We start from the raw sequence: 26,131 nt of genomic DNA on the forward strand, positions 1-26,131 counted from the left end.
ATTATAAAACCATCAGATAAATCCATTTCTCTTTTCAATGGCCGTGGCGTCCAATCGGGGCCTTGCAGCCTGGCTGCACGAACCGATAGTTAGTTGGAGAGAGTTTTCCCATGGCACGCCCCCGCTTCGCCCCTGACAATTTCACGCTGATGCTGCTGTCCACCGTGGCACTGGCCAGCTTCCTGCCCGCCTCGGGCGCCGTCTCGCAATGGCTGGAGGTGGCGACCACGCTCATGGTCAGCCTGCTGTTCTTCCTGCACGGCGCCAAGCTCTCGCGCGAGGCCATCTTTGCCGGCATAGGCCACTGGCGCCTGCACCTGACCATCTTCGCGGCCACCTTCGTGCTTTTCCCCCTGCTGGGCTGGGCGCTGCGCCCCGTGCTGGAGCCCCTGGTCACGCCCGAGATGTACATGGGCGTGCTCTTCCTGTGCACACTGCCGGCCACGGTGCAATCGGCCATTGCCTTCACGGCCATGGCGCGCGGCAACATGCCCGCTGCCGTGTGCAGCGCCTCGGCCTCCACGCTGATGGGCATCGTGATCACGCCCATCCTGGTCAGCATGCTGCTGCACAAGAGCGCCGAAGGGGGCGACGCGCTGCAGGCCATCGGCAAGATCGCGCTGCAGTTGCTGCTGCCCTTTGTGCTGGGCCATCTGCTGCGGCCCGTGATCGGCGGCTTCATCTCGCGCCATGCCAAGCGCGTGAAGTTCGTGGACCAGGGCTCCATCCTGCTGGTGGTGTACACGGCCTTCAGCGCCGCCGTCATCAGCGGCCTGTGGCAGCAGACGCCCCTGCCCGCGCTGCTGGGCCTGCTGCTGCTGTCGTCCATACTGCTGGCCCTGGTGCTGGTCATCACGTCATGGACGGCGCGCCGCCTGGGCTTTTCCAAGGAGGACGAGATCACCCTGGTGTTCTGCGGCTCCAAGAAGAGCCTGGTCAGCGGCGTGCCCATGGCCAAGGTGCTGTTCGAGTCCAGCGCCGTGGGCGCCATCGTGCTGCCGCTGATGATCTTCCACCAGTTGCAGCTCATGGTCTGCGCCGTGCTGGCCCAGCGCTATGCACGCCGGCCCATGCACCCCGAGGCGATCGAGGATGGCGCCGTGCCCGCCAGCGCTGCGCCGGCCGCCAAGGCCGAAACGGCGCCGGCCAAATAAGGCACGGGCGCGCTCCCACAACGAAAAAGCCTGGCTCTCGCGCCAGGCTTTTTTGCATCTCAGCCCTTCAGGGCCAGGTTGTTGAGCTTGTCCAGACGCTCGGGCCAGCTTCCCTGCTGCGCCGACTGCAGCAGGATGCGCGTCCAGGCGATCCAGGCGTCCCACTGCACGCGCTTGTCCCAGGCATTGCCCCAGCCGCTGAAGCACTGCAGCGCGCTGGTGGCTGCGCGCGCGGCGTCGTCGGCGCGGCCGGCAGACAGGTAGAGCTGGGCCAGCACCATCTGCGGCTCGCCCACCCAGGGGTTCAGGCGCACGGCGCTTTCCAGCACGGCCGTGGCGGCGTCCAGGTCCACCAGCGGCTGGTCCAGCTGGATCACCGACCAGTACAGCGACACGGCAGCGGCCTCGTCGCCGGGCGACAGCTGCCGGCTGCAATGGTCGAACACCGGCGGCAGCGGCAGCTGGGCGCGCAGCGCCGGGTGCTGCAGCGCACGGCCCAGGTCGCTGATCTGGCTGAGCATGCGGCTGGCAGGCCGCATGGGACCGGGCCACAGCGAGGCCGCCCAGTGCACGCCCTGCTGCCGCTGGTTCTGCACCTGCGGAAACTGCGAATAGATGTCTTCCTGCCAGCTGAACCACTGCTCCATGGCATCGGCCATGCTCACGATGGTGAAGGCCGCCACCTCATAGGCGCTCAGGCGCTGGCTGCGGCCGGCGGATTCCAGCGCCATGGAGCCGTCTTCGGCCAGGTCGCCGGCCAGGATCTTCTGCATGAACTGCGTGCGGCTCATGGTGCAGAACAGGTAGACCAGGTGCTCGGCGCCCTCGCCCACCAGCTCGCGCAGGCGGCCGCGCTCGCTGCCCGCGTCGAACTTGACCAGGTCCACGAAGGCGTTGCCGTAGACGCTGTGCAGCAGGCCCAGCAGGCGCATGTCGCGCGGCTGGCGCCACAGCGCCAGCGAACGCGCCACGCCCGCCAGGTGGTGGCGGAAGGTGCCGGCCTTGTGCCAGTCCTGGCCCACGCCGCGCGCCAGCACCACGGGCAGCACGGGGGCGAGGTCGGCATCCTTGGCCAGCCATTCCTCGTCCAGCAGGTCCTGGGCGCGCGTGAACAGCGCCTCGTCAAGTGTCTGGAACAGTGTCGGGACAGGCAGGCTCATGCAGGTACCTCCATGGCAGCGGCAGGCCGCTGGGTATATTGCGCCACCCAGCCCGCCGTATCGGCGAACAGGCGCAGCGCCTTGATGCGCCGCGTGGCGGTCAGCGTGAAGCGGTGCTCCACGCCGGCCGGTATGCGCAGGTAGTCGCCGGGCTGCACGCGCAGCACGCGCTCTTCGCCGTGGGCATCAAAAAAGCCGAACAGGCCTTCGCCTTCGAGGATGTAGCGCACCTCGTCATCGGCATGGGTGTGGGGCTTGTCGAAGCGCTCCAGCGCCTCGTCCAGGCCCGGCGTGCCTGGGTGCAGCACGACCAGGTCCATGCTGTGGTAGCCATGGGCCACGCATTCGTCGACCACCAGCATGCCCACGGCCTGGACCACGGTGGCCTTGCCGCCGTCATCCAGCTGGGCCTGCGCCAGCAGCGCGGCCAGGCCGGGCTCGGGCGCCAGCGGACGGTGCTGCCATTGCACGCCGATGGCGGCCACGAAATCCGCGTCGGAAACCCGGTGGGATGCGAGGGCGCCCATAGTCTTACCAGGCCGCCGTGTAGGCGCCCTTGAACTGCGTGTCGATGAACTGGCGCACCTCGGGCGACTGGTAGGCCTTGACGAAGGCCTGCAGGCCCGTGTCCTTCTCATGGCCGGCGCGCGTGGCGATCAGCACGGTCACGTACGGCGTGTCCGTGGCTTCCAGCGCCAGCGAATCCCTTTGCGGCGACAGGCCTGCGGCCACGGCGTAGCTGCTGTTGACGGCGGCGGCGTCCAGATCGTCCAGCGAGCGCGCCAGCTGGGCGGCCTCCAGCTCGACGAACCTCAGCTTCTTCGGATTGGCCGTGATGTCCAGCACCGAGGCACGGGCGCCCGCGCCGGTCTTCAGTTCGATCAGCTTTTGCGCGGCCAGCACCATCAGTGCGCGCGAGCCATTGGTGGGGTCGTTGGGAATGCCCACGCGCGCACCGCTCTTGAGGTCGGCCAGGCTTTTGATCTTCTTGGAGTACACGCCCATCTGCTGGTTGACCGCACGGGCCACGGGCACGAGCTTGTAGCCTCGGTCCTTGTTCTGGGCGTCCATGAAGGGCTGGTGCTGGTAGATGTTGGCATCCAGCTCACCCTGCGACAGCGCCGCATTGGGCTGGATGAAGTCGCCGAACTCGACCAGCTTCACCTTGAGGCCGTTCTTCTCGGCCACCTTCCTGGCCACCTCGGCGATCTGGGCATGCGGGCCCGAGGTCACGCCGATGGTGACCGAGCCGTCGGCCGCATGGGCCGGCAGCGCGGCCATTCCCGCCAGGGGCAGGACGGCGGCCAGGGCCAGCGATTGAAGCAATGCGCGCTTTTTCATGGAATCCCTCTTTCAGACAATCTCGCGGCAGCTTGCCGCCCCGGCCACGCCACCCGCACCGGCCGCCGGGGTGTGTGGATCAGCGGTGGCTCAACCTGCGCACCGCCCAGTCGCCCAGGCTCTGGATGGCCTGCACGAAGAAGATCAGGATGATGACCACGGCCAGCATCACGTCGGGCAAAAAGCGCTGGTAGCCGTAGCGGATGCCCAGGTCGCCCAGGCCGCCGCCGCCAATGGCGCCGGCCATGGCCGAGTAGCCGGTCAGGCTCACGAAGCTGATGGTCAGGCCTGCCACGATGCCGGGCAGCGCCTCGGGCAGCAGGATCTTCCAGACGATCTGGCCCGTGGTGGCGCCCATGGACTGGGCCGCTTCCACCAGGCCGTTGTCCACCTCGCGCAGCGCGGTCTCCACCAGGCGCGCCACGAAGGGGGCTGCCGCAATGGTCAGCGGCACCACGGCCGCCCAGGTGCCGATGGACGAGCCCGTGATCAGACGCGTCAGCGGGATGATGGCGACCAAAAGGATGATGAAGGGGGTGGAGCGCAGGGCATTGACGATCCAGCCCACGATCTTGTTGGCCGGGCCGTTCTGCAGCACGCCGCCGTGGTCGGTCAGGCGCAGGAACACACCCAGGGGAATGCCGATCAGGCCGCCCACCAGGCCCGAGACGCCGACCATGATGATGGTCTCCCACAGCGAGCTGACGAACAGCTCCAGCATCATTTCCGAAAAATTCTCAAACATCGCTCAATCCCTGGTGGAAACGATCTGCACCTGCACGCCGGTGGCGCGCAGATGGTCCACGGCGGCATCGATCTTTGCCGCATCGCCGCTGGCGAAGACGGCCAGCGAGCCGAAGGTCTGCTCCTGGATCTCGTCGATCTGCCCATGCAGGATGGACAGGTCCAGCCCCAGCTCGCGGATCAGGTGCGACAGGATGGGCTGGTAGGCGCTCTCGCCCGCATACGACAGGCGCAGCAGCCGGCCTTGCTGGCCGGGCGCCAGCTGGGCGGCCAGCGCGTTCACGCGCACGGCCACCGACTCGGGCAGTTGCTGGGGAACGATCTCGTCGATCAGGCTGCGCGTGATGGCCTGCTGCGGGCGCGTGAACACGTCGATCACGGGGCCCAGCTCGGCAATCTCGCCGCCGTCGATCACGGCCACGCGGTCGGCGATCTGCTTGATCACCTGCATCTGGTGCGTGATCAGCACCACGGTCAGGCCCAGTTCGCGGTTGACCTTGCGCAGCAGGTCCAGGATGGAGCGCGTGGTCTCGGGGTCCAGGGCCGAGGTGGCTTCGTCCGACAGCAGCACCTTGGGGTGGCTGGCCAGCGCGCGCGCAATGCCCACGCGCTGCTTTTGCCCGCCCGAGATCTGCGCCGGATAGCGGTCGCGCAGCGCGCTCAGGCCCACCAGGTCCAGCAGCGGGTCCACGCGCTTTTTGATGTCGTCGGCCGACATGCCCGCCAGCTCCAGCGGCAGCGCGGCGTTGTCGAACACCGTGCGCGAGGACAGCAGGTTGAAATGCTGGAACACCATGCCGATGTCGCGGCGCGCCGTGCGCAGCTCGGCATCGCTGAGCTGCATCAGGTCCCGGCCGCCCACCAGCACCTGGCCGGAGGTGGGACGGTTGAGCAGGTTCAGGCAGCGCACCAGCGAGCTTTTGCCCGCGCCGCTGCGGCCGATGATGCCGAACACCTCGCCCGACTCGATCTGCAGGTTGATGCCCCGCAAGGCATGGACGGGCCCGGTGGGGCCCTTGTAGGTCAGGGAAAGATCCCGAATCTCGATCATGAAAAAACGCCGCGGCGCAGGACGGCCTGGGGACGCCGCTGCGCATTGTTGGGAAGTGGGAGCAAATATAGGTTGCGCGTATAAAAACGCAAACTATAAAAAAATTAAGTAATAAGAAGCTCCGGTTATGCCCGGGACTTCACTACTTTCTGCACAACCCTCAACTATGCCTGAATGTGGACACTCCCTGACCCTGCCGGGCTATGCGCGGCGCCACGGAGCACTGAGGCAAGGCCCTTCTTGCGGCGGCGTCTGATTGACAGTATGGCCGGCACGCTGCCGTCGCGGCCTGGCGGCCCTGGCCCGCTCCTGCTTTTGACGATGGCAGGCACCCGCCGCTGCCGCCGCGCTGACGCCAGAAGCAGCCTTTGCTGACAGGCCGCGCGGCATGCGCCCTCCTACAGTGGGCTCAACCCCACAGGAGAAGAGCGCCATGCGCCCAGAACAACACTCCGGCGCCGGCAGCCAGGCCGGCGCGGCTCCCTTGTCGCGGCGCGGCTTTCTGCAGGCCGCCAGCATCGCAGGCGTCAGCGTCTGGGTGGCGCCGCTGGCCAGCCAGGCCTATGCAGCCCTCTTTGAAGATCGCGTCCTGGGCAGCGTGGCCCGCGAGCCGGCCACCCAGCTGCCGCGCATGCGGCTCGATGGCCGCTCCAAGGTCATGGGCGCCAAGGTCTTCGCCCGCGACATCCGCGCACGCGACATGCCGCACTGGCCACAGCAGCAATCCCATGCCTTCATCGTGCGCACCACGCTGGCCGACCGGCTGTTCGACGGCATGGACCTTTCCGCACTGGACGGCGAGCTGGCGCCCGACCGCGTGGTCACGGCCGAGGACTTGGCGCGCGACGGCCTGGCCTTTCCCGAGTTCTATGGCGAAGACATGCTGCTGCCCGCAGGCAAGACCCCCGCCTACCTGGGCCAGGCCGTGGCCATCCTCATCTACCACGACTTCGCGCGCTTTCGCTTTGCCAAGGAAAGGCTGCAGGCCACGGCCAGCGTCATCCGCTACGGCCGCATCACGGGCGCGCTGGACCGTCCGCCCTGGGGCGTGTTCCGCTATGTGCGCCAGGGCGGTGCCGCGGCCTTTGACGACGACGTGTTCTCCAGCCTGCGCGATGCCCCGCTGTTCCCCGCCGAACGCAAGCCGCTGGTCTGGCCGCAGATCTCCAAGGCCGACGCGGTCACGGCACGCGGCCTGCGCGCGGCCGAGCAGATCGCCCAGGAACTGGCCACGCCGCCCGCCGACTGGCTGGTGCTGCAGCGCCACTACGCCACGCAATCGGTGGACACGGCCGCGCTGGAGCCCGACAACGCCAACTGCTGGTATGACGCGGCCACGCAAAGCCTGCACATGGTGCTGGCCACGCAATCGCCGCACGAAGTGGCCGAATGGGCAGCGCAGATGGTGCAGGCCAGCAGGTTCCCGCTCAAGCGCCTTTTCGTGCACCCGTGCTACACGGTGGGCTACGGCTCCAAGGACCACGCGCCCATGCCCTACTACGGCCTGGTCTGCGCGCTGTATGCGGACGGCAAGCCCGTGCGCCTGGCCAATGACCGGTTCGAGCAGTTCCAGTCCTCGCTCAAGCGCCATGCCTTCGAGATCGACTACACCATGGCCATCGACAGGAAGACCGGCCTCTTCCAGAGCCTGGTGGCCAACATGACGGCCAATGGCGGCGGGCGCGCCAACTTCTCGCCCTCGGTCGCCATGGTCGGCGGCACGGCAGCGCAGTCCATCTACTACTTTCCCAAGAACGACATCACCGCCGTGGCCCTGGCCAGCCGCGCGCTGGACGCGGGCTCGGCACGCGGCTACGGCACGCTGCAGAGCATGGCGGCCACCGAAATGATGGTGGACGAAATCGCCGAACTGCTGCAGATCGACCCCATCGAGCTGCGCCTGCGCAACGTGCTGACCTCGGGCGCCAAGAACACCCAGGGCGCCATTGCCGCTGGCGCCCTGCGCGCCGACGAGGTGCTGGAGCGCGCCCGCCGTCACCCGCTGTGGACCGAGCGCGCCAAGCGCAAGACCGCCTACGAGGCCAGCCACCCGGGCCAGCGCTACGGCGTGGGCTTTGCCTGCGTGCAAAAGGACTTCGGCACGGGCGGCGAGGCGGCCTTCGCCCGCATCGAGATATCGCCCCAGGGCCGCGTGCTGCTGCACCACTCTGGCACCGAGATCGGCACGGGCATGGGCACCTCGCAGGCCCAGCTGTGCGTGCAATGGTTCGGCAAGCCCGCCGACGAGCTGCAGACCGCCTGCCTGGACTGGCCCGAGCTGCCGCTCAAGGCCGAGGGCGACAACTACACCATGCCCCAGGCCGACCAGGACCGCTTCGCCGCCCGGCCGCTGTGGACGCCGGTCTACGCCTCGCCGGCCAGCGCCAGCAACTCGGCCTACTACTACAGCCACGCCACCAGCGAGACGGCGCGCGTGGTCTTCGAGCACGGCCTGTGGCCGGCCGCCGTCGCCATCTGGAGCCAGGGCACGGGCGGCGGCCAGAAGGCGCCCTACGTCGTGCGCCGCGAGGACGCGCGCTGGGTCAACGGCATGCTCACGGCCAACGGCATGCAGCCGCTGTCCCTGCAGGCCCTGGCCCAGAAGGCCCATGCCATGCAGCTGGTCACGGGCGCCGTGGGCCATACCTTCAACCGCTGGCAATGGGCCGAGGCCGACTTCGACATCCTGGGCACCAGCGCGCGCCGGCCGCTGGACGCGCTGGCCGTGCGCCTGGGCAGCGCGCCCGATGCTGCCGCAGTCACGCCGGCCCCTGACACCAGCGACACGCCGCAGGCGGCCACGCCCGTCGAGGCCTCTGTCACCGCGCGGCGCAGCGCCGCCGGCTACCGCATGATTGCGCGGCGCAACCTGTTCTATCCGCCCATGCAGCGTAACAACGCGGGCGTCACCTACTACAGCGCCAATGCGGCCCTGGTCGAGCTGGCGGTGGACACGGGCACGGGCGCGGTCGAGCTGCTGGCCCACCACTCCATCATGGAGTGCGGGCGGCCCATCGTGCCCGAGCTGGTGCACGGCCAGCTCGAAGGCGGCATTGCCATGGGCATAGGCCATGCGCTGTACGAAACCCTGCCGCTGTACGAGGGCGGCCCCGGCGACGGCAACTGGAACTTCCACCGCTACCACCTGCCGCGCGGCAGCGAGGTGGCGGTCTGGAAGCAGACGGCCGAGCTGCTGCCCCCGCTGTCCGACACCGATCCACCCAAGGGCATTGCCGAGGTGGTGATGATTCCCATCGTCGCCGCCATCGTCAACGGACTGCACCACGCCATAGGCAAGCGCTTCCACGACCTGCCCGTGACCCCGCAAAAGATCAGGGAGGCACTCGCACCATGAGCCTTGTCCCGCGCCCCTTGTCGCTGACCGTCAACGGCCAGACCGTCGGCCCCATGGACGTGCCCGAAGGCATGCCCATGATCGACTTCCTGCACGAATACCTGAACCTCACCGGCTCGCGCCTGGGCTGCGGCATCGGCGAATGCCGGGCCTGCACCATCATCGTGGACGGTCCCGAGGGCAGCCGCGAAATGCGCACCTGCATCACCGGCGCCCACTACTTCCAGGGCCGCAAGGTCCGCACCATCGAAGGCATTGCCGACCCGGCCGGTGCGGACACCGCGCCCCCATCAGCCCCGGGCACCTCGGGCCAGCCGCGCAAGGTCATCGCCATCAGCCCCGTGCAGCAGAAGTACCTGGAGCATTTCAGCTTCCAGTGCGGCTACTGCACGCCGGGCTTCGTCATCGCGGCCACGGTGCTGGTCGAGCGCCTGGCCAAGGCGCCCATCCGCGCGGCCGATGTGGAACAGGTCGTGGGCGAGGCGCTGCAGCCCCACCTGTGCCGCTGCACCGGCTATGTGCGCTACTACGCGGCCGTGAAGGACCTGGTCCTGAACACGCCCGGGCTGACCTTGAAAGGATGAGCGCCATGTCCGCCGCCGACCCCAGCGCAGCCGCCCCCACCGGTGCCACCGCCGCCACCGCCGCGCCACCTGCCGACTACAGCGGTGCCCGCCCCCCGCCACCGCGCAGGCCCAGGCGCCGCTGGCGCGGGCTGCTGCTCATCCTCCTGCTGCTGGCCGTGCTGTTTGCCATTGCCGCCGTCTGGGGCAACCGGCCCCATGTGCCACAGCGCGAGCCGCAGGCCGTGCACCGCAGCCCCCAGCAGCTGGCCCAAGGCCTGTACCTGGCGCGCGCCGCCGACTGCATGGCCTGCCATGACGGGGTGGGTGGCATGGGTGGCGCCCGGGAAGGCCAGCCCTTTGCGGGCGGCAAGCCCCTGCCCACGCCCTTCGGCACCCTCTACGGCACCAACATCACCCCCGACCCGGACCACGGCATAGGCCGCTGGACGGCCGAGGAATTCCACGCCGCCGTCACCCGCGGCACGGCGCCGGGCGGGCGCCAGCTCTACCCGGCCATGCCCTATGCCTCCTACCACCTGATGAGCCGCGAAGACTCGGACCTGATCTACGGCTACCTGATGAACATCCGGCCCGTGGCCCAGCCCAACACCAAGCCCGCCCTGCCCTTCCCCTTCAACCTGCGCGTGCTGATGTTCGGCTGGAAGACGCTGTTCCTGTCCAGCGCTCCCCTGCCCGTAGGCTCGCAGGGCCAGAGCCCGGCCTGGCTGCGCGGGCAGTACCTGGGCAATGTCATGGGCCACTGCGCCGAATGCCACACGCCGCGCGGCATGTTCGGCCAGATGCAGAAGGACCGCTGGCTGCAGGGCGGCACGCTGTCGCTGTTCACGGCCCCCGGCATCACCGCCGAAGCCCTGGCCGCACGCGGCTGGACGCGCGAGGGCATGGCCCAGTTCCTGCAGACGGGCTTCTCGGCCCACGGCAGCGCCTTCGATGAAATGCACGAGGTCATCGCCAACAGCACCCGGTACCTCACGGCCGAGGACATGACGGCGCTGTCCACCTTCCTGCTGGGCGACAACCCGCCCGCGCCCCAGCCCCTGCCGGCCGCCGTGTCCCCGGATTCCGGCACCGGCAACGGCGCGGGCACGCTGGACGCGGGCCGGGGCCACTACATGGCGCTGTGCGCCAGCTGCCACGGCAGCGAGGGCCTGGGCCGCAGCCTCACCATGCCCCCGCTCAAGGGCAACAGCACCGTGCGCCAGGCCGACGCCCGCAACCTGGTGCTGGCCATCCTCGTCGGCCTGCCCAAGCACCCGGCCACCCAGCAGGGCCCCACGCCCCTGCCCGGCATGCCCGGCTTCATGCAGGAACTGACCGATGGCGAAGTCGCCGCCCTGGCCAACTACACCCGCACGGCCCTGGGCGGCCAGCCTGCCGATGTGACCGCCGCCCAGGTGGCAGACCTGCGCAGCGCAGCTGGAAAGGCCGGGCACAAGGCTGCGCCGTGAAACACCGGCTGTTCTACGGAGCCCAACCCGTATGCCCGTGCCCGCAGCGAAGCGGAGGGTCGCGGACATCCGGGTCGCCTTCTTTGACCTGACCTTTCTTGGCGAATCAAGAAAGGGCAGTCGGCCGCCGGGCCGAGACCCGGCCTCGAAAAACAACCACCCGGCAGGGAGAAATGAGCCCCCCTGCACTCGCTGACAAGCCGGGGGCACAGCCCCAAAACACAAGCCCATTGTTTCCACCACGGAACCAACCGCGTTCCACCACCCTCCTTTGCCAGCCGCCCCTGTCTCCCTAGAGTGAAAGCAAAAGGAGACAAGCATGTTCGAAGCCAATCTATTCCAGGGCCAGCGCGTCCTGATCACCGGGGGCGGCACGGGGCTGGGCCTGGCCATGGCGGCCAAGCTGGCGGAGCTGGGTGCCGAGCTGCACCTGTGCGGCCGGCGGCATTCCGTGGTGCAGCAGGCCTGCGAGATGCTGAGCAACGACACGGGCGCGCAGGCCTTTGCGCATGAACTCGACATTCGCCAGCCCGAGGCCGTGCACACCGTCATCGACCGCATCTGGGCCGAACACGGCCCGCTGACGAGCCTGGTCAACAACGCGGCCGGCAACTTCGTCAGCCGCACCGAGGACCTGAGCATCAACGGCTTCCATGCCATATCGGACATCGTCTTCCGAGGCACCTTCTACGTCACCCAGGCCGTGGGCCGCCGCTGGATCGCCGAAGGGCTGCCGGGCTCGGTGCTGTCCATCGTCGTCACCTGGGTGGACACGGGCTCGCCCTTCGTCGTGCCCTCGGCCATGTCCAAGGCCGGGCTGGACGCCATGACCAAATCGCTGGCCGTGGAATGGGGTCCCAAGCGCATACGGTTCAACGCGATTGCACCGGGCGTGATTCCCACCCAGGGCGCCAGCCAGCGCCTGCGCCCCAGGATCGACGGCAACGAGGACTCGGCCGACCGCCGCCGCCTGGACAACCCCACGCGCCGCCTGGGCACGGGCGAGGACATCGGCAACATGGCCGCCTTCATCCTGGCCCCGGGCAACACCTGGCTCAACGGCCAGACCATCACGCTGGACGGCGGCGACGCCCTGGCCAACGGCGCCTACTTCACCGAATACCAGGCCTGGGACGATGCCGACTGGGCGCGCGCCCGGCAGATGGCCAAGGCCGCCAACCAGCCCAACGTCAACGATGGGGAGCAGGAGGCCACGCCCACATGAGCACCGCCGCCACGCCCCATTCCACCCTGGTCTTCGAACAGCGCACGCTGACCGGCGCCGCCCAGCAGCAGCGCGGCCGCCAGCTGGCCCAGGGCCTGCGCAGCCTGGGCCTGGCCGAAGGCGACGTGCTGGCCGTCTTCCTGCGCAACGGCATCGAATACGCCGACGTGGTCCATGCCTGCCGCATTGCGGGCATCTACTACTGTCCCATCAACTGGCATTTCACGGCCACGGAGATCGACTACATCCTGGCCGACAGCGGCGCCCGCGCCCTCATCACCAGCCAGGACCTGCTCGACGGCCTCAAGGGCGAACTCTATGCGGACCTGCCCCGGCGCGTCGCCCACGCACGCGAGCCGGAGCTGGACTACGAAACCTGGCTGGCCGCCCAGGCACCCTACGACGGCCCGCTGGTCGCGCCGCGCGGCCACATGGCCTATACATCGGGCACCACGGGCCGCCCCAAGGGCGTGCTGCGCAAGGCGTTTCCCGTGGAAGAATTGCCCCGGCGCCTGGCCGTGAACCAGGCGCTGATCGCCACCGCCTACGGCCTGCAGCCCGGCGCGCGCACCCTGCTGACCGCGCCCATCTACCACAGCGCGCCCAGCCTGTACTTCCAGAACGCGCTCATGCTCAGCGAGCTGGTGGTGCTGGAGCAGCGCTTCGACCCCGAGCGCTTCCTGCAGCTGGTGCAGGAGCACCGCATCGACACGGCCTACATGGTGCCCATCATGTACGTGCGCCTGCTCCGGCTGCCGCGCGAGGTGCGCGAGCGCTACGACATCTCCTCGCTGCGCTTCATCGCCTCCACCGGCTCGCCCTGCGCGCCCGAGGTCAAGAAGGCCATGATCGAGTGGATGGGGCCCATCATCAACGAGACCTATGCCTCCAGCGAATCGGGCCTGGTCACCTTCATCGGCTCGGCCGAGGCCCTCACCCACCCCGGCAGCGCGGGCCTGCCGCTGCAGGACGCCGAAGTCCGCATCCTCGACAGGCAGGGCCAGGGCCTGCCCACGGGCGAGGTGGGCCTGATCTACGTGCGCCAGCCCGCCTATGCCGACTTCACCTACAAGGGCAACGAAGAGGCCCGCCGCAAGGTGGACCAGGGCGGCCTCATCACCCTGGGCGACATGGGCTACCTGGACGAAGAAGGCTTTCTCTACGTCTGCGACCGCGACTCGGACATGGTGATCTCCGGCGGCGTGAACATCTACCCGGCCGAGATTGAGAACGAGCTGCTCAAGCACCCCGGCATAGCAGACTGCGCCGTCATCGGCGTGCCCGATGCCGAGTACGGCGAACGGCTGCTGGCCCTGGTCGAGCCCGGCCAGTCAGGCACACTGCCCGAGGCCGAACTGAAAGAATGGCTGCGCGGCCGGCTGGCGGCCTACAAGCTGCCACGCAGCTTCGTCTTCCAGCGCCTGCCCCGCGACGACAACGGAAAGATCGCCAAAAGAAAGCTGCGCGACGCCCACTGGGGCGCGACGCAGCGCAAGATCTGAACCCGCCAACACCGAAAGAGAAGGAGACAACGCATGAACAAGGCCATTGCATTGCTGCTTGCCGCTGCGGCCACCGCAGCCGCAGCCCCCGGGTTCGCCCAGTCCGACTACCCCAGCAAGCCCATCAAGCTCATCGCCCCGTATGCGCCGGGCGGCTCGGTCGACGTTCTCGCCCGCACCCTGGCCACGCACCTGTCCACGGAGCTCAAGCAGTCCGTGGTCGTGGAGAACCGGCCGGGCGCCAACACCATGATTGCCGCCTCGGCCGTGGCGCGCTCGCCGGCCGATGGCTACACCCTGCTGCTGGCCAGCAATGCCAGCATGGTCCTCAACCCCCTGCTCTACAAGAAGCTCAGCTACAACCCCGACCGGGAGCTGAAGCTCACCAACATCCTGGCCGAGGCCCCGCTGGTGCTGGTCACCAACAGCCAGACCGGCATCAAAAACGTGGCCGACCTCAAGGCCTACTCCAAGGCCCACGCGGGCAAGCTCAACTACAGCTCGGTCGGCCTGGGCAACCCGCTGCAGCTGACCACCGAGCTGATCAAGTCCCGCCTGGACGTGGCCGCCACCCACATTCCCTTCAACGGCAGCGCGCCGGCCCTCACCGCCCTCATGGCCAACGACACCCAGCTCATGGTGGACGTGGCCGGCACCTCCCTGCCCCACATCAAGGCCGGCAAGCTGGTGGCCATTGCCACCACCGGGCCCGAGCGCTCGCAGTTCCTGCCGCAGACGCCCACCATTGCCGAATCGGGCGTGCCGGGCTTCAGGGCCTCCACCTGGTTCGGCATTGCCGTGCCCGCAGGCACGCCAGCGGACGCGCGCAACACCTTGCAGGCCGCCGTCAACAAGGTCATGCTCAACCCCGAGTTCGCCAGTGCCCTGGGCAACCAGACCCTGGCCGCCAGAAAGCCCCAGACCCAGGCCCAGCTCGACGACTTCCTGGCCGCTGACGGCCAGATGTGGCGCAAGGTGATCGCGGACAACGCGATTGCGCTGGAGAACTGAAGAACTGGTGAGCCGAGGCGCTAAGGGCCGGGCTCCCCGGCCTGCTCCACGAAGCGCAGCAGGCTGGCCCTGAGGAACTCGGTCATCACCTTGACGGCATGCGAGGGCCGCCGGTCCTCGGCCGTGATGATGTACAGCCTGTCGCCCAGGCCGGACACCGTCCAGTCCGGGCACACGCGCTGCACGGCGCCCGATCGCAGCTCGTCCATCACCATGTAGTTGGGCAAGGTGGCCACGCCGCTGCCCCGGAGCATGGACTGCTTGAGGAAGGGGAAATGCTCGCTGGTGATGCAGGGCTCGCACTTGAGTGCAATCTCCTGCTGCCCCTTTTTCACCGAGACGGCATAGGTCTTGCCGTCGCCGGGCGGCGTCAGCAACACGCCGTGGGGAATCTCGGCGGGGTCGTGGAACGGCCGCGCCTTGGCATAGGCGCTGCTGGCGTACAGGCCAAAGCCCACCGGCCCCAGATCGCGCGCCACCAGGTGCTCCTGCACGTCGCGCGCCACGCGCACGGCCACATCCACCTGGGCGCTCATGGGATCGCTCACCCGGTTGGAGAACAGCACGCGGATGCGCACCTGCGGGTGCCGCTTCTGGAAGGCCAGCAGCATGTCGGCCAGGTACAGCTCGCCCAGGCCCGTGGGAATGCTCAGCCGCACCGAGCCCGTCACCACATGCTGCAGCGCGTCGATGGCGCCCTGCGCCGCCTCCACCTCCTGGATGATGCTGCGCCCATGCTCGTACAGCACCTCGCCCGCCGCCGTCAGCAAAAAGCTGCGCGTCGTGCGGTGCAGCAGGGTCACGCCCAGCGCCGTCTCCAGCGACTTGAGCTCCTTGCTCACCTTGGAGCGCGTGATATCGCGCTTGCGCGCCGCAGCGCTGAGGCTGCGGGCGTCCACGATCTCTACGAAATTGCGGATGAGGTTGATGTCCATGGCTTGAGAGCGGCAGGTCAGGCGGTTCGCCTTGTTCGCGGCCTTGTGCGCGGCCGCAGGCAACGCGCCCGGACCGCCACCCCCGGACTATGGCACCGTCACAACGCCTGGCCCCGCCACCCGTGGGCGCCGGGACACAGGGCTTTCCCCGGTGCCCGCCGCATCAGTCCAGGCTGATCTGCGACGAAGCGGCCACCTGCTTCCAGGTCGTCACATCCTTGAGGATCACCGCGCCGAACTGCTCCGGCGTATTGGCCACCACCGTGCCGCCCAGCTCCGCCAGGCGCTGGCGCAGTTGCGGATCGGCCAGGGCCTGCACGCTGGCCTTGTGCAGCTTGTCGCGGATGTCCTTGGGCAGGCCCTTGGGCGCCAGCAGGCCGTTCCAGGCCTGCACGGCATAGCCGGGCACGCCGGACTCGGCAAAGGTCGGCACATCGGGCAGCTCGCTGCTGCGCTGGGCCGTGGCCACGGCCAGCGGGCGGATCTTGCCGGACTTGATGTGCGGCAGCGAGGCCGGCAGCGGCTCCCACAGCATGGACACCTGGCCGCCGATCAGATCGGTGAAGGCCGGGCCTGCACCGCGGTAGGGCACATGCATGATCTGCACGCCCGCCTTGGCCTTGAACAGCTCCATGGCCAGATGGCCCAGCCCGCCCGCGCCCGAGGACGCATACGACAGATGGCCCGGCTGCGCCTTGGCCAGCGCGATCAGCTCCTTCAGATTCGCCGCCTTGACCGAGGGATGCACGCTGAGCACGCCCGGCACCGTGATCACCTGGGTGATGGGCGTGAAGTCCTTCACCGCGTCATAGGGCAGCTTGGTGTAGACGGCCGGATTCGTGCCGTGCGTGCTGGACGTGGCGCCCAGCAGCGTATAGCCGTCCGGTTTGGCATCGGCCACGAAGCGCGTGCCCAGCGATCCACCGGCACCCGCCTTGTTCTCCACGATCACCGAGGCGCCCAGCACCTTGCCCAGCTGCTGCGCGAACAGGCGGTTCACCACATCGGCCGTGCCGCCGGGCGGGAACGGAACGATCAGGCGGATGGGCTCGGCCGTGGGCCAGCCGGCATCGGCCGCCAGGGCCGACTGCGCGGGCGCCAGGGCGCCCAGGGCCAGGGCCGCCGTGGTTGCAGACAGGCTGCGGATCATGAAATTGCGGCGTTGCATGAGATTTTTCTCCTCGTTGAAATTCTTCGGGACCAGGACCGGCCAGTCACTGGCCAGTGACCCGCCAGTGACCCGCCAGTAACCCGCCAGTCACCGGCCCAGGCGCTCCAGCCAGGCCAGCACCCGGCCCAGCACCTCGTCGCCATTGGTGTCCAGCATGCAGAAATGCGAATTGCCGGTAATGCCTGCGGCCGGCAGGTCCAGCACCTCGGCACGGCCGCCCAGGCGGCGCAGCAGCTGCCAATACACATCGGTCTGCGCGCGGTACTTCTGCCACTGCGGGCTGTGCGCGAAATGGTCGCCCCACACCGCCAGGTGCGGGATGGCCGAGGCAGGCGCGAACGCATCCGCCCCCTCCTGCCCCTGTTGCCCCTGCTGCCCTTCTTGCACCACCGGCATGCCCGTAGGCTCCACCCCCACCACGGCGCGCACCAGGTGCGGCTTGCGGATGGCCGCATGCGCGGCAAAGCCACCGCCCTGGCTGTGGCCCATCACCACACAGGGGCCGAACTGCTCCAGCAGCGCGTCATAGGCCGCCATGGCCATGGCCTCATGCCCCAGCCAGCGCGGCACCATCTGCCGCACCAGGGCACCAAAATTCTCATGCGGAAACCGCTGGCCGACGAAGGGCTCGCCCACACCGCCGCCCGAAGGCGCACCATGGCCTATGCGAAACAGCGTCCACGCCTCCTCGGCACTGCGGAACACGGGCGCCTCGGCATAGATCTCGGGGAACATCGCCCAGCCCGCGCGGCCGCGCTCCACGGCATCGCAGACCACCACGTCATGGCCGGCCTCCAGCAGGCGCCACAGCCAGCCCTGGCGCCCATCGGGCGTGGACTCCCACTGCGCCCCTGTCATGCCGCCGCCGTGCCACAGCAGCACCGGCAGGGGGCTGCGCGGACGCGCCAGCCGGTACTCCATGGCGTACATCTGGCCCACGGCATAGCTGCCATTCATGTCCAGCGGCCGCTCGCCGCCGTTGCGCACCACCTCCCTGTGCTGGATCGGCAGATCCCTCACCGTGCGCTGCGCACCGCCAATGAAATGGCTTTGCATCTTCCTGAGGCAAACTTCAGGCATAACAGGGCTTCTCTCGCATGCCGCCATGCTAGGCATGCCCCGCCTTGGTGCTGTGCCGATTGCGGCGGGGCTGTGCCGGATCAGCACAACCCCATACCCCAAAAACGCATACCACAACCTTCGCCTGCACGAACCAAGCCTCAAATGGCTACAGAACTTTGAGCATAATTCTGTTCCCAGTCCTACTTTTGACTGCGCCCTGTTTTAATTCGGCGAAACAATGAAATAAGTCGGGAAATATTGATACTCAAATCATCTCACAATAATTCCCACGCACCCAAGACCAGCATTCCGAAAAACGCCACCATATTCTCCCACAAAAGGATTCACAAACATGAACAGAATTCAGAAACTATTTTCCAGCACTCACTATCAGATTCTTGAAGAACGGCGCCTTGCACAGATTCTTTCCTCAAATTTCAAGGGAAAGAGGATTCTAGATATTGGTTGTGGCCAAGGAAAATATCTACGATTATTAAAAAACATATCTTCCGAAGTAACCGGGGTCGATGTCAATTCTGTTCAGGTTGAAAACCTCCGCAAAGAAGGATTCAATGCATATACACCCGACAATCTGCCTGCTCAAAAATATGATCTCCTTTTAATGTCTCATATTGTAGAGCACATGGCTCCAGAAGATTTGATTGCTTTCATGGATAACTATCTTGAAATGCTTGAAGAAAATGGAGCACTGCTTCTTCTGACGCCAATGCCGGGCATCAGGTTCTGGCATGACTACACACATATCCGCCCTTACACACCTCAAAGTATCGGGATGATGTTTGGAATTCTAAATGGACCCGTTTCCTTCAAACCAAAAAATAAGTTGATGTTGAATGAGATATGGTTCTTCCGCGATAGCTGGCGCATCCGAAATCACCGATCCTATTATCCATCTCCACAAGGAAATAGAGACACATTCAATCGATACCTTATTCTGACAATCAATATTGTTCTTGCTGGACTGCATGCCATATCAAGAGGCCGCCTGGGAATTCTTGCAAGCTGGGCTGGAATATACCGAAAACTCCCTCTGTCTTGACAAGAGCAGAATTTGCCTTTGGCTTGAAGACGGAGAAACAGCTTGTTGACTCTCAGCATATTAGTCATACGGATTTCTTGATTTGATTATTGAATGAAAGCTTTCATAGTTTCCATTCAAAAATTTGTCATTTTCTAAAATCAAGAAATCCTAATTACTCCATGCTCACTGCGGCACAACAACAGCGCCAAGTCAACGCAATCCAGATTTCTTCGCCTTTGCCATGCACGAACTCAACCTCAAACTGCTGCAGGACCTGCAGGCCCTGGCCGACACCGGCAGCCTCTACAAGGCCGCCGAGCGCCGCCACATCACCCACCCTGCCTTCGGCCGCCGCATCCGCGCGCTGGAGGAATGGGCGGGCACGCCCCTGGTCGAGCGCAGCCACCAGTCCACCACGCTCACGGCCGCCGGCAAGACGCTGCTGGCCTCGGCCCATGAAGTGCTGGGCATCCTGGAGCAAACCCACGGCCTGCTGCAGCGCCCCCACCGCACGCGCGACGAAACCATCACCATCGCGGCCGGCCGCACGCTGTCGCACACCGTCCTGCCGGGCATCATCACCGCCCTCAACCAGGCCATGCCCCAGCTGTGCTGGAAAGTGGTCACCACCAGCCTGGACTACGGCGTGGAAATGCTGCTGCAAGGCAAGGTGGACCTGCTCATGTGCCACGCCCAGCCCGCCATCGAAGGCAGCCTGCAGGGCCACCACCTGGCCTGGCTGCCCGTGGGCCAGGACACGCTGATCCCCGTCAGCATCCCCCTGGTCCCGCAACTGCCCAAATACGCCCTGCCCGCCCACGGCGGCGGCCCGCTGGTGCCCTACCTGGACTACGCGCAAAGCATGTCCCTGGGCAAGATCCTGCGCAGCCACCTGCACGAACTGTGCGACACCACGCGCCTGCGCACCGTCTACGAGGCCGACCTCGCCGACTCCCTGCACGCCATGGTCCACCAGGGCCTGGGCTTGGCCTGGCTGCCGCTCACCCTGGTCAAGACCGACCTGACCGAAGGCCGCCTGGCCCGCGCGGCCGGGCCCGACAAGGACGTGCCCATCAACGTGCGGCTGTACCGCCGGCCTGCGGCGCAGAGCAAGCCGCTCACGCGCAGGGTGTGGGCGGGGTTGGAGAATCTTTATGGGAGGAGTCAGAAGTCGTGAGGCGGGCGGGCCAACCCATGCGACTTCGCTGTTGCGGCTCTGAGCGTCTGTAAATTTGAACGCCGCGCGCACTTGTTCACCCTGCCGGGCGATTGCTTTTCGAGGCCGGGTCTCGGCCCGGCAGCCGACTGCCCTTTCTTGATTCGCCAAGAAAGGTCAGATCAAAGAAGGCGACCCGAATGTCCGCGACCCCTTCGCTTCGCTGCGGGGCCACCTGCGTCGTGGCGGCTGCGGGGTTCGCCGTGAAACTCGTTGCGCGCTGCGCGCTTCACTCAAACATCACGGCGAGTCAGATGACGAAGCAAGCCTGTCCTTCGGCAGGCTTGCAACCCCGCAACCGCCACGACGCAGGCGCGGACATACGGGAGGGGGAAAAGGCAGCAGACGCAGGCAGCGGGCGCGCCCAGGACTTTCCCCTTGGCCCCGCTGCAGCCTTGAACTAGCATGGCCTGCACCGCCCCGGCCGGGGCGGCTCTCCTTTGGGCATCGATGAGCTTTCCCGTTCAGATTCCGATCCGAGTCCCCTGCCCTCCGGGCGCCTGCATCTGCGAGCACGACGCCCTGCTCGCCGACTCCATGGCCGACCAGCGCATCCTGCGGCTCACCAGGGAAGAGGAAAAACGCCTGCTGCTGCGGCTCGAACAGATCACCAGCCTGCAGGACCTGCGCCATGTGGAGCAGCGCATGTATGAGCAGCTTGGCATCAGAGTGCGCATCGAGCCCGGCGCCAGCGAAGTGCGTACGGTGCGCGGCATACAGATTGAAGTTCAGCCCATGCGCGGGCTGTGCAGCAAGACACGGCAGGCAATTCCTGCGGCGATTCGGCGGGGGATGGAGAGGACGCCGGAGGTGGCGTTTGAGTTGTTGGATGAGGGGGGGTTGTTTGGGTAACTTCAGGCACCTTTCCTACTTTTTAATCTGCTCGAAGAATATTGCAGAATTTCCTGTTTTGATTGCATGTACAAAAATACGGTAAGCTGAATCAAAATCCTTTAGATAAACATCTCCTTGATCCCTGGCTGTTGCCGAGCGAAATGCTTCAAACCTTGAGTTTTCGCATATACCTGTGTTTGCACACATGTCCACAGCGTAGTAATCATTGCCACCGCAGTCAGATCCAGTTCCTTCGCAAACGGCCGCAATCCAGCTATTCCTTACCGCAGCAAGAGCTTTTCCACCAGAAAACTCTGTACCATCCAAATTCATTTTCTCATCGTGTGAAGCGATCAGACCCAGACCAGCCTGTTCTAGCAAAATCGGATCACGTTTATGAAAAATACGGCCAAGAATTTCTTGCTGCTTGAGTGAGTCACTGCCAACCTCGTTCCATTGGCTGCGAAGTTCCATCAACCCTTTTGGAAATCTAGGGTCGCTTTCAAGCTGACGAACTCTTTCTGCCGAGATTTCATCCGAACTGAAGGAACTGCATCTGGACCATAGCAGTTCCTTGGCTTGATCCTGCTTGGTGGATGCGGTTTTTACGCCTTGCACTCCTGACCGGATGATCATGTAGCACTGCTTCAAAATGGTATCTGCATACAGGCCTGCCTCTTCGGTGCCCGCTTGGGCCAGCTTTTCCATAACCGCCCGATAGTCTCTGGAATTCTGCATCAAATCGATAGCTTTTCCCGTATCGCTCTTTTCTGGCAGCTTATTCAAAGCACCAACATCAGGCAGCGCTGCCGTGGCTTGCCCTGAATCTTTCTGCTCAACTACATCAGATGACAAATTGACTTCTTTTTCAAAACTAGTGTTTGGCCCCTGAAACGTTTGTGCAAGATAGTATGCAACAAGCAATCCCATCGATAAAAAAATGATTGCCAAAATTAATTTAAATGAGATTTTCATTTCATGATTTCCCGCAAACATGATGAGGCTTTGGGATTCCATCACCCAGCTTCAAAGACCCTGGCATGGACGACGGAACTAAGGCAGCCGACATGCCAGGACTTGTTACCAACCAGATCTCCGAACCACCATCGGCATATACCACTCTCAACTTTCCATCATGCCACGGGGTGGTACCACGTCCAAAGATCTTCTGCCATGTATTCAAACTCTGCCTTACCACTCTGAAGACTGCCTCCGCAGCCATCCACCTTGTATTCGGATCTGCATGAGACGTTGTACCTTTAGAGGCTTCTCCCGTACAACGCACGTCCTCGAGAGATGTAGATTTGAAATTAAGAAACCCCATCATAAGTGGATAACCACTGAACGCGGTTCCAGCGCCCCCTCCACGATTGAATTCAAACCCATCAACACCAAAACCGCCTCCATAGGCAAAATTATCTGTGATGGTGACTACCGGCAATATTTGTGCCGTAGCCGGCATCGAGAACAACCAAAACGCCAAAACCAATACGAAACTTGCTACTCCTTCAATCACATTGACAAAATACTTTGATTTCACATTCAATTTTATTTGATTCATGAACTCCTCCCGAGCTTCAATTAAAAATCAACAAAATCGTGGAACTCAAGCCACCAGCTTTTCGCTGGCATTATTTTTATCAAGGCTTTATCAGCTACAGCCTCCTTCCATGAAGAATACTTCACAACAAAAAACTCAACAGAATATTGCTATTGAGCTACAGGCGTTGCGCCGACAAACATCGACAATTTGAAACAATGCATCAAACGACGCCACGGCTACCACGTGGCGCGGATTTTCATGGGGAGGGGGAAATTTTTGTTATTGCCTGCGCATGCAGGCGCACCAGAATAATAGGGTGCTTTACTCTGAAGACCGGCAATTTGCAGTATCGCCACCATCAGCGATGATCATGGCAATGATCTAACTGACAGTTGTGGAAGATTTTGTCACGGGATATCTAAGGCCGCAAGCGCAAGTTGCTGCCAACCTTGCATTCAAGGTCAATGACCAACTTGGTTTGCAGGGGCCTTGGCCGATATCACAGCGCCCTGCTCGCCGACCCCAGGGCCGACCAGCGCATCCTACGGCTCACCAAGGAAGAGGAAAAGCGCCTGCTGCTGCGGCTCGAACAGATCACCAGCCTGCAGGACCTGCGCCATATGGAGCAGCGCATGTATGAACAGCTAGGCATCCGCGTGCGCATCGAGCCCAGCGCCAGCGAAGTGCGCACCGTGCGCGGCATACAGATCGAGGTCTTGCCCATGCGCGGGCTGTGCAGCAAGACGCGGCAGGCGATTCCTGCGGCGATTCGGCGGGGGATGGAGAGGACGCCGGAGGTAGCGTTTGAGCTGTTGGATGAGGGAGGATTTTTGGGTGAGAGTTTTGGCGGTCTGTGGAGAACGGGTTACGGCCAGAAGGAGCCGTTCGGTCTAGCTTCGTTCTTGCGAGAAGTAGCGGCCCGACTGCGTGGTTTGCATTGAAGAGTGCTTTGCGGAAAGACAGCGCACGAACCATGTCGGATGGCATTTCCACTGACAAGCGAGACGAGGCCTCAACACTCTGCTCCTCTCTTGAGAGTTGGCTTGGCGATCCACATTGTCCGACTTGATACAGTCGCTAGCTTCTCACTCAAACAGCAACACTCGACGTATGAGCTGCTTCAGGCGATGACCATCCGGCAGGCTCGACAGCTAATTATTTGAGAAAAGCACCTTGGTTGCGCTACTATGCTTGCGTTCGGAGGTATATGAATGTCACACGTCATTGCAGCAGAAATTGTCTCATTCGCAAAATCAGCAGATCTAAACGAGGCCGATACGAGATTTCAGATCATTGATAGGATTTTGCGCGAAATCCTTGGTTGGCCTATTGCGTCATTCCGCATGGAACAAAACTCTGTTGACGGATATGCAGACTATCATCTGAATCGTACCTCTGGACGACCAGCCCTCATTATCGAGGCCAAAAGAACAGGCGTTTATTTTGATTTACCAGCAAATTTCAATTATAAAAAAAGATTCAGAGCTGTAAAAACCAAAACACTACTAACTTCTGCGACAGCTAAGGCTGCAATTATTCAGGCACAACGATATTGCGCTGATGAGGGTTGTGAGTTTGGCCTCGTGACGAATGGGCTACAGTTTATAATTTTCAAGGCCTTTCAAAAAGGCAAGGCATGGAAAGATTTGTCAGCCTTAGTCATTTCAGATATCGATTGGTTTGAATCCAATTACATGGAAGCTATAGAGCTTCTCGGGTATACATCTGTTGTAGAGCAGCATAGTTTACAACGCGCTTTCCAAGGCGGAGCTCCTGATAGTGGAGAAATATTTTTCCCCAAAGAGCGAATAGTCTCTTTTAATCAGACAATCAATTCGAATGCGCTTGCCAGGCAAATAAGGGGCATAGTCTTACGCTATTTTGGCCCAATTGATGTCGATGACTCGGAATTCGTTGAAAAATGTTATGTGCATGAAAGAGCGCATGACAAAAATATCATGGGAGTTCGCACTCTGATCAAAGATTCTGTTTCACCATTCATGCAAAATTATGGAATCATAGAAACTGAAGACATGGATTCTGGAGGAGTTTTTGCTAATCGGCTTATCGATGGAATGCGCAAAAATACAAACGGCGATATAGTAATATTATTTGGTGGAAAAGGGTCTGGCAAGTCGACTTTTATAAAAAAAGTACTTTATTTTCGCCCACCTTCCTACCTAAAGAAAAACTGCATACCCGTTGTAATTGACATGCTTCCCTCGCCGAAGGATGCCATTTCAGTAAGAAAATTTCTATGGGAGTCATTGACCAAGCAGTTGGATTCAGAGAATTTATTGGCTTCAGATCGAGCACAGCTATTGCAGCTTTTTTCAGATAGATTTGAAGTAGCACAAAAACAGTCATTGGCGGGCCTTCACTATGAATCAGAAGCCTATAATTTAAACTTAAATCAACTGATCAAAGAATGGAAGAATGATGAAAAATATGTGGCTCAGCGTTTAGTGGCATGGCACATGCTTCATCACAGAAGCGTGATAGTGGCAGTCGATAATACAGATCAACTAGATAATGAACTGCAAGACTACACTTTCTCTCTTGCAGCCGAGATTACCGAGAGCTTAGGATGTGTAGTACTTATATCTATGCGGGAAGAGAGATTTTATGCTTCTAAGATTCGCGGATTTCTCGATGCATATCAGAATAGTGCTTTTCATATTAGCTCACCTACTCCTGATGAGGTTTTTAATAAAAGAATCAACTACGTCTTAGAGCTTATAAAATATGGTGAGATAGAAATTGAGCAGCATTCAATTGACAATATAACTGCATTTTTCAGAGTTTTCAGGAACGATTTTTCCAGAAGCCCAGCGTCTCCTTTGAATCAGTTTATAAGTGCCTCAGCTCACGGAAATATCCGTCTTGCGTTGGACCTTTTTGGTGACTTGATACTATCTGGCTATACAAATGCACAGGAGATGGCCCAATCTGCTGGAGGATGGAAATTGCTAATTCATCAGGTTATCAAGCCTCTTATGACACCAACACGCCTTTTTTACGACGAGAAAAATAGCAAGATCCCGAATCTCTATCAGATTCGAACCAATGATGGGGGATCGCACTTTACGGGATTAAGAATACTTAAGCGACTTTCTGTTGCCCAGGATCCACTCTCGCCTGCATTTGTTCCTCTGCCTGAGCTACGAGGATTTTTTTCCGATGTCTTCGGTTCTGATACTGATTTTCGGTATTGGATAGATAAATTGCTTGCATCCAATCTGATTGAGTCATCTACCCGGCACGACGCGTTTTCAGATGAAATTGATGCAATTCGTATAACTTCTTTTGGACAGTTTGCGCTGGATGAACTGCACAGGGCCTTTACGTACATCGATCTCGTTTGCACGGATTGCGGGATGAGATCTGAAAGCCATTGCAATGCTCTGGTGAATTTGGCGAATGCAGAAGTTCAGTTATTTAAAGATGGAAAGCGATTTGACCGCGTGAAGCTTAGGCTGGAAAAGATGGAGCTATTTTTGAATTATTTAAGTCAAGAAGAGCAAAGAGAAATCGCCTATTACGATCTTTCTCCAGCGTATCATTTTTTACCAGCAACAATTAGCAGCTGGGAGTCAGAGAAGCCACGCATCCTATTAAGTGCCAATAGGAATAAATAATATTTAACGGGCAACAAATAAATTCCCGCATCATTTCTGCAACCTCTCTCGTGTCCTCATAGCTCTAAATTCAAATCATGAATTTTTGACAGAAGCGAACGATCGATAAGGG

22 protein-coding genes and 1 pseudogene are annotated in these 26,131 nt (G+C 62.6%); 13 read left to right on the top strand and 10 right to left on the bottom strand.

The genetic code is table 11. The features are described 5' to 3' along the window. Positions 1 to 110 precede the first annotated feature (110 nt). Complete coding sequence (locus PO605_RS24395; protein WP_047470770.1) at positions 111 to 1,154, top strand: bile acid:sodium symporter family protein; 1,044 nt, start codon at positions 111 to 113, stop codon at positions 1,152 to 1,154. 59 nt (positions 1,155 to 1,213) lie between these two features. Here PO605_RS24395 and PO605_RS24400 read toward each other — a convergent pair whose 3' ends face one another. The 5 genes from PO605_RS24400 to PO605_RS24420 all read right to left on the bottom strand — a co-directional run bounded on the left by PO605_RS24400 (position 1,214) and on the right by PO605_RS24420 (position 5,450). Next, positions 1,214 to 2,314: a DUF6817 domain-containing protein gene (locus PO605_RS24400; protein ID WP_047470774.1), complete on the bottom strand. Its 1,101-nt coding sequence runs from the start codon at positions 2,312 to 2,314 to the stop codon at positions 1,214 to 1,216. Further along, positions 2,311 to 2,841: a cupin domain-containing protein gene (locus tag PO605_RS24405; protein ID WP_047471253.1), complete on the bottom strand. Its 531-nt coding sequence runs from the start codon at positions 2,839 to 2,841 to the stop codon at positions 2,311 to 2,313. The genes PO605_RS24400 and PO605_RS24405 overlap by 4 nt, the downstream gene beginning before the upstream one ends. A gap of 4 nt (positions 2,842 to 2,845) precedes the next feature. After that, positions 2,846 to 3,655 (bottom strand): MetQ/NlpA family ABC transporter substrate-binding protein, encoded by an 810-nt coding sequence (locus PO605_RS24410; protein WP_047471250.1) that lies wholly within the window; start codon positions 3,653 to 3,655, stop codon positions 2,846 to 2,848. Between the two features lie 79 nt (positions 3,656 to 3,734). After that, positions 3,735 to 4,400, bottom strand: a complete 666-nt coding sequence (locus tag PO605_RS24415) for a methionine ABC transporter permease (protein ID WP_012205011.1) — start codon at positions 4,398 to 4,400, stop codon at positions 3,735 to 3,737. A 3-nt stretch (positions 4,401 to 4,403) separates the two neighbouring features. Further along, the gene (locus PO605_RS24420) at positions 4,404 to 5,450 is read right to left on the bottom strand and encodes a methionine ABC transporter ATP-binding protein (protein ID WP_016448088.1); all 1,047 of its coding nucleotides are present in this window, start codon (positions 5,448 to 5,450) and stop codon (positions 4,404 to 4,406) included. Positions 5,451 to 5,883: 433 nt separating this feature from the next. Between PO605_RS24420 and PO605_RS24425 the strand changes: the two genes are divergently transcribed. The 6 genes from PO605_RS24425 to PO605_RS24450 all read left to right on the top strand — a co-directional run bounded on the left by PO605_RS24425 (position 5,884) and on the right by PO605_RS24450 (position 14,578). Further along, positions 5,884 to 8,805 (top strand): xanthine dehydrogenase family protein molybdopterin-binding subunit, encoded by a 2,922-nt coding sequence (locus PO605_RS24425; RefSeq protein WP_272207004.1) that lies wholly within the window; start codon positions 5,884 to 5,886, stop codon positions 8,803 to 8,805. Continuing rightward, the gene (locus PO605_RS24430; RefSeq protein WP_047471245.1) at positions 8,802 to 9,389 is read left to right on the top strand and encodes a (2Fe-2S)-binding protein; all 588 of its coding nucleotides are present in this window, start codon (positions 8,802 to 8,804) and stop codon (positions 9,387 to 9,389) included. Before PO605_RS24425 ends, PO605_RS24430 begins: the two co-directional genes overlap by 4 nt. Before the next feature lie 5 nt (positions 9,390 to 9,394). Next, positions 9,395 to 10,840 (top strand): c-type cytochrome, encoded by a 1,446-nt coding sequence (locus PO605_RS24435; RefSeq protein WP_272207005.1) that lies wholly within the window; start codon positions 9,395 to 9,397, stop codon positions 10,838 to 10,840. A gap of 319 nt (positions 10,841 to 11,159) precedes the next feature. Further along, positions 11,160 to 12,065 (top strand): SDR family oxidoreductase, encoded by a 906-nt coding sequence (locus PO605_RS24440; RefSeq protein ID WP_047474250.1) that lies wholly within the window; start codon positions 11,160 to 11,162, stop codon positions 12,063 to 12,065. Next, positions 12,062 to 13,567, top strand: a complete 1,506-nt coding sequence (locus PO605_RS24445) for an acyl-CoA synthetase (protein WP_047474251.1) — start codon at positions 12,062 to 12,064, stop codon at positions 13,565 to 13,567. Before PO605_RS24440 ends, PO605_RS24445 begins: the two co-directional genes overlap by 4 nt. 33 nt (positions 13,568 to 13,600) lie before the next feature. Next, positions 13,601 to 14,578, top strand: a complete 978-nt coding sequence (locus tag PO605_RS24450; protein ID WP_012205004.1) for a Bug family tripartite tricarboxylate transporter substrate binding protein — start codon at positions 13,601 to 13,603, stop codon at positions 14,576 to 14,578. A gap of 20 nt (positions 14,579 to 14,598) precedes the next feature. Here PO605_RS24450 and PO605_RS24455 read toward each other — a convergent pair whose 3' ends face one another. The 3 genes from PO605_RS24455 to PO605_RS24465 all read right to left on the bottom strand — a co-directional run bounded on the left by PO605_RS24455 (position 14,599) and on the right by PO605_RS24465 (position 17,740). After that, the gene (locus PO605_RS24455) at positions 14,599 to 15,513 is read right to left on the bottom strand and encodes a LysR family transcriptional regulator (RefSeq protein ID WP_013802854.1); all 915 of its coding nucleotides are present in this window, start codon (positions 15,511 to 15,513) and stop codon (positions 14,599 to 14,601) included. A gap of 163 nt (positions 15,514 to 15,676) precedes the next feature. Further along, entirely contained in the window at positions 15,677 to 16,681 is a 1,005-nt protein-coding gene (locus PO605_RS24460; RefSeq protein WP_013802855.1) for a tripartite tricarboxylate transporter substrate binding protein BugE, read from the bottom strand. Between the two features lie 90 nt (positions 16,682 to 16,771). Beyond that, complete coding sequence (locus PO605_RS24465; protein WP_047474254.1) at positions 16,772 to 17,740, bottom strand: alpha/beta fold hydrolase; 969 nt, start codon at positions 17,738 to 17,740, stop codon at positions 16,772 to 16,774. A 358-nt stretch (positions 17,741 to 18,098) separates the two neighbouring features. Between PO605_RS24465 and PO605_RS24470 the strand changes: the two genes are divergently transcribed. From PO605_RS24470 to PO605_RS24480, 3 genes are all read left to right on the top strand, one after another. After that, on the top strand, positions 18,099 to 18,806 hold the full coding sequence (locus PO605_RS24470) for a class I SAM-dependent methyltransferase (protein ID WP_082001634.1): 708 nt from the start codon (positions 18,099 to 18,101) through the stop codon (positions 18,804 to 18,806). A gap of 223 nt (positions 18,807 to 19,029) precedes the next feature. Beyond that, entirely contained in the window at positions 19,030 to 19,965 is a 936-nt protein-coding gene (locus tag PO605_RS24475) for a LysR family transcriptional regulator (RefSeq protein WP_047474256.1), read from the top strand. Between the two features lie 489 nt (positions 19,966 to 20,454). Continuing rightward, positions 20,455 to 20,856: a hypothetical protein gene (locus PO605_RS24480; RefSeq protein WP_047472250.1), complete on the top strand. Its 402-nt coding sequence runs from the start codon at positions 20,455 to 20,457 to the stop codon at positions 20,854 to 20,856. Positions 20,857 to 20,871: 15 nt separating this feature from the next. On the opposite strand, the gene PO605_RS24485 is transcribed toward PO605_RS24480, so the two are convergent. Further along, positions 20,872 to 21,855, bottom strand: a complete 984-nt coding sequence (locus tag PO605_RS24485) for a hypothetical protein (RefSeq protein ID WP_156136068.1) — start codon at positions 21,853 to 21,855, stop codon at positions 20,872 to 20,874. Next, positions 21,815 to 22,399, bottom strand: coding sequence for a hypothetical protein (locus PO605_RS24490; protein ID WP_156136069.1), 585 nt, complete (start codon positions 22,397 to 22,399; stop codon positions 21,815 to 21,817). Before PO605_RS24490 ends, PO605_RS24485 begins: the two co-directional genes overlap by 41 nt. Between PO605_RS24490 and PO605_RS24495 the strand changes: the two genes are divergently transcribed. The 3 genes and pseudogenes from PO605_RS24495 to PO605_RS24505 all read left to right on the top strand — a co-directional run bounded on the left by PO605_RS24495 (position 22,398) and on the right by PO605_RS24505 (position 26,019). After that, positions 22,398 to 22,592 (top strand): hypothetical protein, encoded by a 195-nt coding sequence (locus PO605_RS24495; RefSeq protein WP_156136070.1) that lies wholly within the window; start codon positions 22,398 to 22,400, stop codon positions 22,590 to 22,592. The two genes, PO605_RS24490 and PO605_RS24495, sit on opposite strands and share 2 nt — an antisense overlap. A gap of 253 nt (positions 22,593 to 22,845) precedes the next feature. Further along, positions 22,846 to 23,217, top strand: a pseudogene (locus tag PO605_RS24500) (hypothetical protein); the annotation flags it as partial. 375 nt (positions 23,218 to 23,592) lie between these two features. Further along, on the top strand, positions 23,593 to 26,019 hold the full coding sequence (locus PO605_RS24505; RefSeq protein WP_156136071.1) for a hypothetical protein: 2,427 nt from the start codon (positions 23,593 to 23,595) through the stop codon (positions 26,017 to 26,019). Positions 26,020 to 26,131: the final 112 nt, after the last annotated feature.

The organism is Delftia sp. DT-2, assembly GCF_028401915.1.
Lineage (GTDB): Bacteria > Pseudomonadota > Gammaproteobacteria > Burkholderiales > Burkholderiaceae_C > Comamonas > Comamonas tsuruhatensis.